Origin of the sequence: Nocardia anocheti, assembly GCF_029675105.1 — a bacterium.
Taxonomy (GTDB): domain Bacteria; phylum Actinomycetota; class Actinomycetes; order Mycobacteriales; family Mycobacteriaceae; genus Nocardia.
Genome location: NZ_JAQQFV010000013.1, coordinates 184,123 through 196,191 on the forward strand (window position 1 = coordinate 184,123; position 12,069 = coordinate 196,191).

Annotated in this window: 14 protein-coding genes; 1 reads left to right on the plus strand and 13 read right to left on the minus strand. The window is 69.8% G+C overall.

Annotated elements, in window-relative coordinates; translation table 11 throughout:
• Positions 1 to 63: 63 nt before the first annotated feature.
• The 6 genes from QC180_RS28805 to bioB form a co-directional block, all read right to left on the minus strand.
• Positions 64 to 471, minus strand: a complete 408-nt coding sequence (locus QC180_RS28805) for a DUF7144 family membrane protein (RefSeq protein WP_278265999.1) — start codon at positions 469 to 471, stop codon at positions 64 to 66.
• Complete coding sequence (locus tag QC180_RS28810) at positions 468 to 1,568, minus strand: AI-2E family transporter (RefSeq protein ID WP_278266000.1); 1,101 nt, start codon at positions 1,566 to 1,568, stop codon at positions 468 to 470. Before QC180_RS28810 ends, QC180_RS28805 begins: the two co-directional genes overlap by 4 nt.
• An 84-nt stretch (positions 1,569 to 1,652) precedes the next feature.
• Entirely contained in the window at positions 1,653 to 2,186 is a 534-nt protein-coding gene (locus QC180_RS28815) for a DUF1353 domain-containing protein (RefSeq protein ID WP_278266001.1), read from the minus strand.
• A 60-nt stretch (positions 2,187 to 2,246) separates the two neighbouring features.
• Positions 2,247 to 2,885, minus strand: coding sequence for a DUF2567 domain-containing protein (locus QC180_RS28820; RefSeq protein ID WP_278266002.1), 639 nt, complete (start codon positions 2,883 to 2,885; stop codon positions 2,247 to 2,249).
• Complete coding sequence (gene bsaP / locus QC180_RS28825; protein ID WP_278266003.1) at positions 2,885 to 3,094, minus strand: biotin synthase auxiliary protein BsaP; 210 nt, start codon at positions 3,092 to 3,094, stop codon at positions 2,885 to 2,887. Before bsaP ends, QC180_RS28820 begins: the two co-directional genes overlap by 1 nt.
• Positions 3,095 to 3,120: 26 nt before the next feature.
• Complete coding sequence (bioB, locus tag QC180_RS28830) at positions 3,121 to 4,134, minus strand: biotin synthase BioB (RefSeq protein WP_278266004.1); 1,014 nt, start codon at positions 4,132 to 4,134, stop codon at positions 3,121 to 3,123.
• Between the two features lie 147 nt (positions 4,135 to 4,281).
• Here bioB and QC180_RS28835 point away from each other — a divergent pair, with 147 nt between their 5' ends.
• On the plus strand, positions 4,282 to 4,866 hold the full coding sequence (locus QC180_RS28835; RefSeq protein WP_278266005.1) for a TetR/AcrR family transcriptional regulator C-terminal domain-containing protein: 585 nt from the start codon (positions 4,282 to 4,284) through the stop codon (positions 4,864 to 4,866).
• Positions 4,867 to 4,949: 83 nt separating this feature from the next.
• Here the strand turns inward: QC180_RS28835 and QC180_RS28840 are convergent, their stop codons facing one another.
• The 7 genes from QC180_RS28840 to QC180_RS28870 form a co-directional block, all read right to left on the minus strand.
• Entirely contained in the window at positions 4,950 to 6,236 is a 1,287-nt protein-coding gene (locus tag QC180_RS28840) for an MFS transporter (protein ID WP_278266006.1), read from the minus strand.
• Entirely contained in the window at positions 6,233 to 7,582 is a 1,350-nt protein-coding gene (locus QC180_RS28845) for an LLM class flavin-dependent oxidoreductase (protein ID WP_278266007.1), read from the minus strand. Before QC180_RS28845 ends, QC180_RS28840 begins: the two co-directional genes overlap by 4 nt.
• A complete protein-coding gene (locus QC180_RS28850) occupies positions 7,579 to 8,340 on the minus strand; it encodes an ABC transporter ATP-binding protein (RefSeq protein WP_278266008.1) in 762 nt (253 codons plus the stop codon). The genes QC180_RS28845 and QC180_RS28850 overlap by 4 nt, the downstream gene beginning before the upstream one ends.
• Complete coding sequence (locus tag QC180_RS28855; protein ID WP_278266009.1) at positions 8,316 to 9,179, minus strand: ABC transporter permease; 864 nt, start codon at positions 9,177 to 9,179, stop codon at positions 8,316 to 8,318. The genes QC180_RS28850 and QC180_RS28855 overlap by 25 nt, the downstream gene beginning before the upstream one ends.
• Positions 9,179 to 10,270: an ABC transporter substrate-binding protein gene (locus tag QC180_RS28860; RefSeq protein ID WP_278266010.1), complete on the minus strand. Its 1,092-nt coding sequence runs from the start codon at positions 10,268 to 10,270 to the stop codon at positions 9,179 to 9,181. The genes QC180_RS28855 and QC180_RS28860 overlap by 1 nt, the downstream gene beginning before the upstream one ends.
• A 75-nt stretch (positions 10,271 to 10,345) precedes the next feature.
• Positions 10,346 to 11,485 carry an alpha/beta fold hydrolase gene (locus tag QC180_RS28865; RefSeq protein WP_278266011.1) on the minus strand — a complete coding sequence of 380 codons (1,140 nt, stop codon included), beginning with the start codon at positions 11,483 to 11,485 and terminating at the stop codon, positions 10,346 to 10,348.
• 67 nt (positions 11,486 to 11,552) lie between these two features.
• Entirely contained in the window at positions 11,553 to 12,017 is a 465-nt protein-coding gene (locus tag QC180_RS28870) for an SRPBCC domain-containing protein (RefSeq protein ID WP_278266012.1), read from the minus strand.
• Positions 12,018 to 12,069: the final 52 nt, after the last annotated feature.

Consider the following 12,069-nt stretch of genomic DNA (forward strand, 5'->3'; position numbering starts at 1 on the left):
GGTGATCGTGACCGGTCCACGGTAGGGAGGAACGGGGGTGGGCGCCAGTGGTTTTCCGGCGCCTCAGAAGTGGTAGGGCTGCCAGCTCGACACCGCCCAGATGACGATCACGTCCAGCGCGATGACGATCACCGACCACCACGGGTGGTACGGCAGCGACAGGAAGCTGCCGATGATCGACAGTGCCACCACGGCGATGGTGAGGGCCTGCGCCCAGGTGGCGCTGAGGATCAGTCCGACGGACACACAGACGCCCAGGACACCCAGCGCCACATCGATCCAGCCCCACGTGGTCCGGTCGAGAGAATAGCTGTAGTCGGGTACCCGGGCGAGCTGATCACCGGCGATCAGCGCGATCCCACGCAGGATCGACAGCGTGCTCGAGACGAGCAGCAACACCACGATCAGCATGGTGATGCCCCCGGCGAACCCCTGCCGGACCGGATGCGGGGCCGAGCGGGCGGGGGTCATGGCGACTCCTTCTCCTCGGCGAGTTCCTTCTTGTTCAGCGGGGCGCCGATCAGCACGTCGGCCCAGCGGGTGGACGGGTCGATGTCGAGCAGCAGCGCTTTCACCAGCAGCGTCAGCGGGACGGCCAGGATCGCGCCGAGTCCGCCGAGCACCCAGGTCCAGAAGACCAAAGACAGGAAGGTCAGCGTGACGCTCAATCCCACGGCGTCGCCGACGAATTTGGGCTGGATGATCGACTGGATCACGAAGTTGATCACCGAGTAGACCACGATCACCCACACCATCAGCACCGGCCCGCTGTCGAGCAGCGCCAGCAGCGCGGGCGGGATGACGCCGATGACGAACCCGACGTTGGGAATATAGTTGGTGATGAACGACAGCAGCGCCCACAGCAGCGGCAGCGGCACCCCCATCAGCCACAGCGCCCCACCGTCGAGCACCGCGACGATCGCGCCGAACACCGTCGAGACCACCAGGTATTTGCGGGTGCCGTAGGCGAATTCGCCCAGCGCGTGCGCGATGGCGGGCCGCTGCCGCGCCACCACACTCATGCGCTGACGGATGCTCATCCCGTCCACCGCCATGAACAGCAGCAGCGCGACGACGAAGAACAGATTCGAGAACACCCCGATCGCCCCGCCGAGCAGGTCGTCGACCAGGCCGACGAGCTTGCTCATGTCGATGTTGTGCAGTGCCTTCTGGATCTGTTCGGTACTCACCCCCAGATCGGCGAGCAGATCACGCGCGTAGTCGAGCAGATCGTTGAGCCTGGCGGTGTATTCGGGCAGTTGCGAGGCCAATTGATAGGCCGACAGCGCCAGGGCCCCGACCAGCCCGATCAGGATGAACAGCACCGCGCCCAGCGCGCACAGCATGCCCAGCCAGGCGGGCCAGCCGCGCCTGCGCGCCCACTCCTGCACCGGCTGCACCGCGATGGTGAGCATGAGGGCCAGGAAGGTCGGGCCGATCACCCCGGAGAACGCCTTCATACCGCCGATGGCCACCACGCTCGCCGCCACCGCCAGCAGGACGATCAGGCCACGTGGAATCGACCATTCCGGTGACGCGGGTGCGGAAGCCTGCTCGGGCAGACGCATCGGGGCCTCCTGGTGGTGGGCGGACCACTGTCGCCCCGACGCTAGAGCGCCCACCGGGCGAGCGCATCGCCCGTTCCGGGTGAATCAGGCGGTCTTCATCTGCGGTGTCGGCGGCGGCACGGTGGTGCGCCTGCCGAGCCTGCTCATCGCCCAGAATGCCAGTTCCACCAGCCAGAACAGCAGCAGGAAGGTGGTCACCACGGTGACCGGCAGGGCCAGGAACACCAGCGAGGGCACCGCGATCAGCAACCAGCGCAGCACATCACCCACCGTCGCGCCGCGCAGGTGCGAGCCCAGCCGCACCGCCGCCCACATCATCCAGCGTCGTGGCACCGAGATCCGGAACTCACGCAGACAGCGCCGGAAGATGCCGTCGGCGTCGGCCCGGCTGACTTGCGCACCGCGACACAGATAGTCGTGCAGGATCGCGGCGCGCGTGTAGGCGCCGTAACGCGGGATCAACCAGACCAGCGCGCGCGGCACCGAGGCGAAGTCGGTGCGGAATCCCGCGGGCACGGTGAAGGTTTCGACCGCCCCCTGATACGTGAGCGGTTCGGTGAGCCGCCAGAATTTCGCGTCCAGCTCTTCGACGACCGGGCCGCCACCGATGAATCCCATGACCGCTCCTCCCGAGCCGCCCACCTGCGAATACTCGCGATGGTAGCGATCGGGAGGTGCTCAGGCCCGGGGTTGCGGACTCGCGTCGAAATCGCCGCTGGGCCGATACTCCGGCACCGCGTCGTGCACCGGATAGTCGTCGAATTCGGCCGGTCGCAGGTCACCGAGCAGGCCCGCGGTGCCCGAACCGAGATCGGTGCGCGGATGCAGCGCGGCCAGGAACAACAGCACCAGCGCGGCCAGCAGGGGCTGCACGAGCAGCGCGAGGTGGGTGCCCACCTCGGCGGGCAACGCCACGATCTCACCGATGGCGGGATCGTCGGGCCGTGGATGCCGCAGCTCGGCCACCCACTCGCCGACCCACATCATCACGGCCGCACCGAGTCCCGAGGCCGCCAGCATCCCGAGCACCAGCGCGGGCCCGCGCGCACCGCGCACCCGCCAGGCCGCGGCCACACTCAGCACCGCGACCACCGCGCCCAGACACAGGAACACCGCGACCGCGTCGAACAGGTGCGTGCTCTCGCCGGTGAGGACCGCGCCCTTGCCCGGCGAGGTGACCCGCAGGCGCTGGGTCGGGGCGAGCAGACCCCACACCACCCCGGCCACCGCGCTGGCCGCGAGGACGAGACCGGCGACCACGCCGACCCCGATCACCTCGCGCCGCAACACCTCCGGACGCGGCTGTGCGCCGAGCACTAGCGGCGTTCCAGCTGCGCCGATTCGATGACCCCGTGCCGCGAGCACTTGGCCCACCAGCCGTCGGGGCTCACCTGCACGATCATCCGGCGTCCGCACTGTTCGCAGAACCGGGGCGGTTCGAGCCCGAGTGCCGCGGCGGCGGGCGTCGCGTCGTCGAGACCGGGCACGATCCGCTTGCCGGTGAACGGGTTGTAGCGCTCGTCCATGTCTGTCACCCTACTGTGCCGTCGCGTCAGAGGGTGTCGTTGAACGCCTTGATCGGCATTTTCAGCTCACCGAGCAGGTCGAGGTCCGATTCGGCCGGACGACCCAGCGTGGTGAGGTAGTTGCCGACGATGACGGCATTGATGCCACCGAGCATGCCCTGCTTGGCGCCCAGGTCGCCCAGGGTGATCTCGCGGCCACCGGCGAAGCGCAGGATGGTGCGCGGCAGCGCCAGGCGGAAGGCGGCGATGGCACGCAGCGCGTCGGCGGCGGGCAGCACCTCGAGGTCACCGAAGGGGGTGCCGGGGCGCGGGTTGAGGAAGTTCAGCGGCACCTCGTCGGGCTCGAGCGAGGCCAGCTGCGCGGCGAATTCGGCGCGCTGCTCGATGGTCTCGCCCATGCCGAGGATGCCGCCGCAGCACACCTCCATGCCCGCCTCGCGCACCATGCGCAGGGTGTCCCAGCGCTCCTCGTAGGTGTGGGTGGTGACGACCTTGGGGAAGTGCGACTTGGCGGTCTCGAGGTTGTGGTTGTAGCGGTGCACGCCCATCGCGGCGAGCTGGTCGACCTGCTCCTGGTTGAGCATGCCCAGCGAGCAGGCCACCTGGATGTCGACCTCGTTGCGGATGGCCTCCACACCGGCGGCGACCTGGGCCATCAGGCGCGCGTCCGGACCGCGCACGGCGGCCACGATGCAGAACTCGGTGGCGCCGGTCTTGGCGGTCTGCTTGGCCGCCTCGACCAGGCTGGGGATGTCGAGCCAGGCCGCGCGCACCGGCGACTGGAACAGGCCCGACTGCGAGCAGAAGTGGCAGTCCTCGGGGCAGCCGCCGGTCTTGAGGCTGATGATGCCCTCGACCTCGACCTCGGGGCCGCACCACTTCATCCGCACTTCGTGGGCGAGCTCGAGCAGCGCTTCCAGGCGGTCGTCACCCAGGCGCAGCACCTCGACGGTCTGCTCCTCGGTGAGGCCCTCGCCGCGCTCGAACACCTGCTCACGGGCGATGGCCAGAATGTCGGTCTGGACGGGTGCCTGCGTCACGACGTGTAGTCCCTTCGTCGGGGTACGCGCGGTCGACAGGGGTGATCCACCCGGCGTGGCCGCGCAACTTGAACGGTGTTCAGGATAGGGTAGCGGCTGGGAGTGAGCCATCACACCCGGGTCGGCGAATCGGACGGAAGGACGCGCGTGCAACTGCGGAAGACGGATGTGGTCGATGCCGCCGTCGAGATCCTCGACCAGTACGGTCTGGCCGACCTGACCATGCGCAGATTGGCGGGTGCGCTGCAGGTGCAGCCGGGCGCGCTGTACTGGCACGTCAAGGACAAGCAGACCCTGCTCGGCGCGGTCGCCGACCGGATCCTGGCCCCCATGGACGAGCCCGTGGCGGCCACCGAATGGCAGGGCCAGGTCACCGAACTGGCCCACCGCCTGCGCGACTGTCTGCTCGCCTACCGCGACGGCGCCGAACTCGTCTCGGCCACCTACGCCTCCCGCCTGACCACCAGCAAGGCCCGTGAACGCCTGGCCGGAATCGTCATCCGGGCCGGAATGACCAGGGAGGAAGCCGAACTCACGGCCTACACCCTGCTCTACTACGTCCTGGGCCAGACCGTCGACGAACAGTCCCGCATGCAGATGGACTCCGCGGGCGCCCTGCCCGACGACTCCTCCCCCCTGCTCGACACCCCCGACCCCACCGCCCGCTTCGACTTCGGCCTCCAACTCTTCCTCGCGGGCGTCCGCAGCATCCTCGGCACCCGCATCCGCTGATCACCCCGAACACCGGCGCCGGACAATTCGCGAGAGGGAGTTGCCCGCCCCACTGGTCGACGGCCTGGCCTGAGCCGCCGGTCCTACGGGCCGCCGTTCGGTAGTCCGCCGAGGACGGCTGGCCCCGGAAGACCCGGTTCCACCTGCCCGGCACTCTTCGGATCGATCACCGGCACGGACCCGGTCACCCGGCCCGGGAACCAGCGGTACATCGCCGCGGCGCCGCCGACTCCGGCGACCGCGAGGGTGGCCGCGGCCGCGCCGAGGACCGTCACCGCGCTGATCGCGCCGACCGCGATCGGTCCGGCGAACATGCCGATGTCGTGGGTGAGCCGCCAGGCGCCGAGGAATTCGGCGCGCTGCTCGGGCGGGGCGACATCGGCGCCCACGGTCATGATCACCCCGTTGCTCAGCCCATTGGCGAAGCCGAGCAACACCGCCACCGCGGTCAGTCCGGCCACCGACCCGGCGAAGGGCAGTACCGCGTAACCGACGGCGAAGCCGATCATGGCGGGCACACCGATGGCGCGCCGACCGTAGCGGTCCAGCAGGATGCCCGACGGATAGGACATGAGCACGTCGACCGCGCCCGCGATACCGAAGACCAGACTCGTGGTGGCCGCGTCCGCGCCGATGTGCACCGCCCACAGCGGCAGCAGCGATTGCCGCGCCGCACGCGCCGCGCCCATCAGCAACGCACCCAACCCGAGCGTCCCCAGCAGCCTGCGGTGTTGCACCACCACCGAGCGGATCGTGTGATCGCTGACCACCGCGGGCGCGCCCTCGGGTTCCGGCATGGCGAACACCATCACGCCACCGATGACCGTCGTCACGAACTGGATCCACAGCCCGCCGACCGGTCCGAGCCAGTGCACGGCCCCCGCGCCGAGGAACGGCCCGGCGAAGAACCCGAACCGCATCCACCCGGCCAGCGCCGAGAAGGCCCGCCCACGATCCGCACCGGGCACCATGGTCACGACATAGGTCTGGCGGGCCAGCCCCCACACCGCGCCCGCCGCACCGTTGATCAGCAGACCCAGCGCGAACACCGCGATGGTCGGCGCGAGGATGGCGATCAGCAACCCGATCGCGCAAGCGAGCGAGCCCAGCGCGATGGCGCGCCGCTCCCCCGTCCGCGCCACCAACCACCCGGCGGGCAGGTCGCCCAGGATGAGCCCGAAGCCCATCATGGCGACGACCACGCCCGCCGTCCCCACCGACGCGCCCAATTCGAGCGCGTGCAGCGGCAACATGGGCGCCGCCGCGCCGGAACCGATCCCGTACACCGCCGACGGCACGAACACCGCCAGCGCCATCGACCGCAGCCGCGTGCGCGGCTCCTCTTTCAACCTCGGAACAGCGGCCGTCATCCCGCGAGCGCGGCGGAGCGAGCGAACCGGCTCTCCGGACGGGTCAGCCCGAAGTGATCGCGCAGCGTGGTCCCGCTGTATTCGGTGCGGAACAGCCCGCGCTCCTGCAGGATCGGCACCACCGTCTCGGCGAAGACCTCCAGCCCACCGGGGTAGTACGGCGGCATCACATTGAAGCCGTCGGCCGCGCCCTGGGTGAACCACTCCTCGATCGTGTCGGCCACCTGCTCGGGCGTTCCGGCGAACACCCGGTGTCCACGCGCGCCCGCCAACCGGTGCAGCAACCCCCGCAGCGTCGGCCGCTCCCGTTCGACGATCCCGGCCACCACCTGCAACCGGCTGCGCGCGTTGTCGGTGACATCGCCCGCCCCCGCGAAGGTCTCCACCGGAACCGGCTCGTCGAGCGCCAGCGACCGCAGCGACGTGCCGGTGATGGATTCCAGCTGCTTGAGCCCGTATTCGGGCACGGTGAGCTCGTTGAACTCACGCTCGAGCCGCAGCGCCGCCTCTTCGGTGTCGGCGATGAACGGGCTGATCCCCGGCAGGATCTTCACCTGATCGGCGGTGCGCCCGTACTCGGCGGCCTTGCCCTTGATGTCGGCGTAGAACGCCTGCGCGTCCGAGAGTCGCTGATGCGCGGTGAAGATCGCTTCGGCGTACTTGCCCGCGAAGGCCCGCCCCTCGTTGGAGGCCCCCGCCTGGACCAGCACCGGATGCCCCTGCGGCGTCCGCGCGGAATTGAACGGTCCGCGCACCCGGAGGTGCTCGCCGACGAAGTCGATCGGGTGGATCCTGTCCGGATCGGCGTAGACGCCCGCCTCCCGGTCGAGCAGGATCGCGTCGTCCTCCCAGCTGTCCCACAGCGCCACCACCGCGTCCACGAATTCCCGCGCGCGGGCATATCTTTCGGCGTGGTCCGGGTGCCGGTCGAGTCCGAAGTTGGCCGCGGCCAGGTCGGTGCCGGTGGTGACGATGTTCCAGCCCGCCCGGCCACCGGAGATGTGGTCGAGCGAGGAGAACAGCCGGGCCAGGTTGTAGGGCTCGTAGTAGGTGGTCGACGCGGTGGCGATCAACCCCAGATGCGTTGTCGCCGAAGCGATCGCGGTGAGCAGCGTGATCGGCTCGAGGCCGGGCGCCGCGTTGTGGCGCACGTCGGTGCGCAGGGCGGGACCGTCGGCGAAGAACACCGCGTCCAGCTTCGCCGCCTCGGCCGTACGCCCGATCTCCTGGTAGTAGGAGACATCGTAGATCCGGTCGGGCCTGCTGTCGGGATGCCGCCAGGCCGCCTCGTGATGGCCGGAGGGATAGATGAACGCGTTGAGACTCAGCTGCCGGGGCGCACTCATGATGCCTGCTTCACTTTCTCGAATTCGGTGGTGTCGACGCCGAGGCCCGCCAGCAGCACCTCGCGCAACCGGATGAACTCCGGATGCGCGTGCCTGCGCGGGCGCGGGGTGTCGATGCGCTGGTCGATCGCGATGCGGCCCTCATCGAGGACCAGCACGCGATCGGCGAGCAGAACGGCCTCGTCCACGTCGTGGGTCACCAGCAGGACCGCGGGCTGATGCCGCGCGCACAGCGCCTGCAACAGCGCGTGCATGCGGATACGGGTGAGCGCGTCCAACGCGCCGAAGGGTTCGTCGGCCAGCAGCAGTTCCGGTTCCCGCACCAGCGAGCGCGCCAGCGCCACCCGCTGCTGCTCGCCACCGGAAAGCTCACGCGGCCACGCGTTCTCGCGTCCGGCCAGACCGACCTCGGCCAGCGCCGAGCGGCCACGCTCCTTCGCGTCGCGGCCCGACAGCCCGAGCACGACATTGTCGAGCACCCGCGACCACGGCAACAGCCGCGAATCCTGGAACACCACCGCCCGCTGGGTGGGCACGCTCAGCTCGCCCGACCCCGGCACCTCGGTGTCGAGTTCGGCCAGCGCGCGCAACAGCGTGCTCTTGCCCGAACCGCTGCGGCCCAGCAGCGCGACGAACTCGCCGCGCCGGATCTCGAGGTCGATCCCGTCGAGGACGACCCGCGTCCCGAACCCTCTGGTCAACGCGCGGGTGCGCACCACCACGCGTTCCTGGCTCAGTCGCCCAGTGTCTGTCGCCATGCCAGTACCTTCCGTTCCGTGGCCCGCACGGCGAGATCGCCGAAGAGTCCGAGTAGTCCGTAGATCACCAGGCCGACCACGATCACGTCGATCTGCCCGTAGGTGCGTGCCTGCGTCATCAGGTAGCCGATGCCGCTGGTCGCGTTGACCTGTTCCACCACCACCAGCGCCAGCCAGGAGATGGTCACCGCCAGCCGCAGCCCGAGGAAGAAGCCCGGCAGCGCGCCCGGCAGCGCGATGCGTCGCACGAAACCCCACCGCGACAGCCCCACCGTCTCGGCCAGCTCCACATACCGCGCGTCGACACTGCGCAGGTAGGCGTGGGTGTTGATGTAGACCGGGATGAGCACGCTGGTCGTGATGACGATGAGTTTCATCTCCTCGCCGATGCCGAACCACACGATGAACAGCGGGATCAGCGCCAGCGTCGGGATGGCACGCTTGATCTGCACCGGCCCGTCGACGATCGCCTCGCCGAGGCGGCTGAGCCCGGCCACCAGGGCCAGCACCACCCCGATCAGCACGCCGAGCCCGAGCCCGATCACCGCGCGTTGCAGCGAGGTCAGCAGATTGGACTGCAATCGGCCGTCGGCGATCAGATCACCGGCGGTCTGCGCGACCGTCCACGGCGCGGGCAGCGTCTCGGGGTCGATCCCCCCGATCGCCGACCCGACGACCCAGACCCCGATCAGCAGGGCCGGACCGAGCGCGAACCCGAACGGGATCGGCCGCCCCGGACCCAGCCTGCGCTTGCCCCGGCCGCGTGGCGCGAGCGCCTGGGCCGGTGCCGGGGTGCCGCCCCGGATCCGGCGCAGCACACCGGCGTCGAGCGTGGCCATCAGCTCGCCGCCGGACTGAACGCGGCGCCCGCGGCGGTGACGGCCTCGGTGACCGCGGCGTCGAAGCGCAGGTCGAAGCCGTCGGTGGCCTTGATCTTCTTGGGCAGCTCACCCGCGGAATCGATGGCGTCGATGGTGGTCTGCTGCCGCGCGACCAGCGCCTGGTCCAGGTGCGGGAAGGTGTAGGTGCCCAGCGATTCGACGATGCGCGCGGCGTCGTCGGCGCTGACCTTCTGGCTCTCCACGTAGTAGCGGGTCGCCCATTCCTCGCGGTGGGTGTTGGTCCAGTGCCAGGCCCGCACGAACGCACCGACCAGCGCGCGGGTCGCCGCCGCCTTGGCCGGATCGGTCACCACGGCCCGGCGCGCGTACAGGTAGGCCAGGCCGCTGTAGATGCCCGTGGTCTCCGAGTCCGGGATCACCGAGGCGCCCTGGGTGCGCAGCAGTCGGGTGACGTTCGGCTCGATGAGCGGGGCGACGTCGACCTGGCCGGTGCGCACGGCGTCGAGGAACTCGGCCAGCTGCAGCCGGACCAGCTGCACGTCACCGGTGCTCAGCCCGGCCTTGGTGAGCGCCTTGAGCACCGCCGCCTGCTGGGCGGTGCCCTCGGCGTAGGCGATCTTCTTGCCCTTCAGATCGGTCAGTTTGCTGATCGAACGCCCCGGCGCCACCGCGAGTTTCAGCGCCTGCGAGTTGGTCTGGTACGAGCCGACGATCGGCACGTCCTGACCGGCGGCCAGTGCGTGGATCGGCGGCACGTCCCCGACCTGGCCCACATCGGCCGCCCCCGCCCGGAACGCCTCGAGGATCGCGGGCCCCCCGACGAAGTTCGCGAACTCGATCTTGAACGGCAGTTTGTCCAGCTCACCGGAGAGCCGCAGTGCCGACTGCAAACGCTCCTGCTGATCCGCCACGACCAGGGTGGTCCCCGGCGGGACCTCGGTCGGCAGGGGCGCGTCCGGGGTGCCGACCGGCTGCTCGCTGCCGCCCGAGCACCCGCTCAGGCCGAGGGTCGCGATGGTCGCCACCGCGAGAAACGCGGCGGTGGCACGGCCACGCAGGCCGGGCAAGAAATGATTCGGTCGGTGCATAGCTCGGATTGAAGCAACTACGGTGGTGCGCTAATACCTTTAGCCTTAGCGTGATTCGAACCGCGCGAACCCCCGTCAGGACGGAGTTGCCCGCTGGTAGCGCTGCACGAATGGCAGCACCTGCGACTCGATGATCGCGTTGTATTCCGCCGGGCGCTGGCGCGGATCGGCGTGCTCGATCTCACGCGGCCGCACCACCAGCAGCGTGCCGTCCACCCCGCCGGACAGTTCGATCAGCACGCGATGCGAGTACTCGACATCGACGACCTGGTCGCGGTCACCGTCGCGCGGCCGGATGAACACGATGGCCGGTCGCTGCTTGTCCGGATACTCCCGCGCCAGCGCCCGCAGATCCCCCGCCGCGCCGCCCGCGACGATCGCCAGGAACTGGGCCTCGATCAGGCCGTTGGAGGCCGCGTCCCGCGAGAAGATCTTGTCGCGCAACACTTCCGCGACCGCCCCGCGCAGTTCACCGACATCGACACTCGGCAACGCGCCTCGGTCGCGCCGCAGGAACCGGTCCTGGCGCGCGGTCGTCTCCACGGCCATCCGCAGCAACCGACTCTCCCGGGCACCGGGCAGCCAGCCCATGAACCGGACCAGATCCGCACCGCGTCCCCGACTCTGCGGCCGCACCGCGTCCAGATCCACCGGGGTGCAGTCCAGCACCACCGACACGAGTCGGCGATCGCTGCCGAGGTGGATGTGCCGGGCCACCTCGAGCGCGATCACCCCGCCCATGCTGTGCCCGACCAGCACGATGTCGCGCACCCCCGCGCGCTGGGTGGCGCCCACGATCATGTCGGCGATGACCTTGGTGTCGATACCGGCGTTGTCGTAGCGCACACCCCACACCACACCCAGATTCCGGAGCGAGGGCAGCGCGGCCGCGGTCGGTGCCGCGTTCAGGCCGCCCAGGCCGACCAGGTCGATGACGGCGGTGTCCCAGCCCTCCTCGCGCAGCGGTGGCGCGACGGGCAGCAGTGCCGGAGTGGTGTGCGCGAGCCGCTCCCGTTCGGGGGCGACGTCGTAGCGCCAGTACTGGCCGAACAGCGCCAGCACCGCCACCGCGACCAGCGCGCACCGCACCGCCGTCAACCGGGTGCGGCGCCAGGAACGCCAATGCTGACCGAGACGGGTCGCGCGCAGCCGCGCCCGCCGTCGCGCGTCGTCGTAGTCCGCGACGGTGGACGGGTGTCGATCCGGGGACGACATCCCTCCACTGTAGGGACGCGTCTTTACGAGGAGCTGACGCCGAAAATGGCGGTCGCGCTACGGATCATCAGTCGACCGTGCCGCGTTCGGCCAGCAGGACGAGCTTGCGCAACGCCATCTGCCACCCCACCTCGTTGTCGGCCGGGGTCAGACCGTGCGGCACGTCCTCGTGCAGCACGTCGAGGCGGGTGCCGCCGTCCTCGTCGGTCAGGGTGAAGGTGACGGTCTGCGCGCCGGTCATCTCCGGCTTCTCGGTGACGAACTCGAGCACCTCGACCACCTGTTCGTCCGGCGTCAACTGCCGGAAGGTCCCGAAGTAGGCGTCGTGCTGCGGGATGATCCCTGCGTCGGTGACCTCGTCGTAGATCAGGGTGATCGAGAACGATCCACCCACCTCCGCCTCGAACCGGTGCACCTCGCTGGCCATGCCGTCGGGCACCATCCACATCCGCACCGCGTCCCCGTCGAGCAGCAACCGGTAGACCTCCGCGCGAGACGCGTTGATGTGCGTGCCGATCTTCGTCGTCGCCATAGCTCCACGGTAGCCGAACCGCGAACGCAAAAAGGCCCCCAGCAGATGCTGG

Bases quoted from the DNA above. Each gene is read 5' to 3' on its own strand.
- QC180_RS28805 (WP_278265999.1), bottom strand. From the start codon at position 471: ATGACCCCCGCCCGCTCGGCCCCGCATCCGGTCCGGCAGGGGTTCGCC.
- QC180_RS28810 (WP_278266000.1), bottom strand. From the start codon at position 1,568: ATGCGTCTGCCCGAGCAGGCTTCCGCACCCGCGTCACCGGAATGGTCG.
- QC180_RS28815 (WP_278266001.1), bottom strand. From the start codon at position 2,186: ATGGGATTCATCGGTGGCGGCCCGGTCGTCGAAGAGCTGGACGCGAAA.
- bsaP (WP_278266003.1), bottom strand. From the start codon at position 3,094: ATGGACGAGCGCTACAACCCGTTCACCGGCAAGCGGATCGTGCCCGGT.
- QC180_RS28840 (WP_278266006.1), bottom strand. From the start codon at position 6,236: ATGACGGCCGCTGTTCCGAGGTTGAAAGAGGAGCCGCGCACGCGGCTG.
- QC180_RS28845 (WP_278266007.1), bottom strand. From the start codon at position 7,582: ATGAGTGCGCCCCGGCAGCTGAGTCTCAACGCGTTCATCTATCCCTCC.
- QC180_RS28850 (WP_278266008.1), bottom strand. From the start codon at position 8,340: ATGGCGACAGACACTGGGCGACTGAGCCAGGAACGCGTGGTGGTGCGC.
- QC180_RS28855 (WP_278266009.1), bottom strand. From the start codon at position 9,179: ATGGCCACGCTCGACGCCGGTGTGCTGCGCCGGATCCGGGGCGGCACC.
- QC180_RS28860 (WP_278266010.1), bottom strand. From the start codon at position 10,270: ATGCACCGACCGAATCATTTCTTGCCCGGCCTGCGTGGCCGTGCCACC.
- QC180_RS28865 (WP_278266011.1), bottom strand. From the start codon at position 11,485: ATGTCGTCCCCGGATCGACACCCGTCCACCGTCGCGGACTACGACGAC.
- QC180_RS28870 (WP_278266012.1), bottom strand. From the start codon at position 12,017: ATGGCGACGACGAAGATCGGCACGCACATCAACGCGTCTCGCGCGGAG.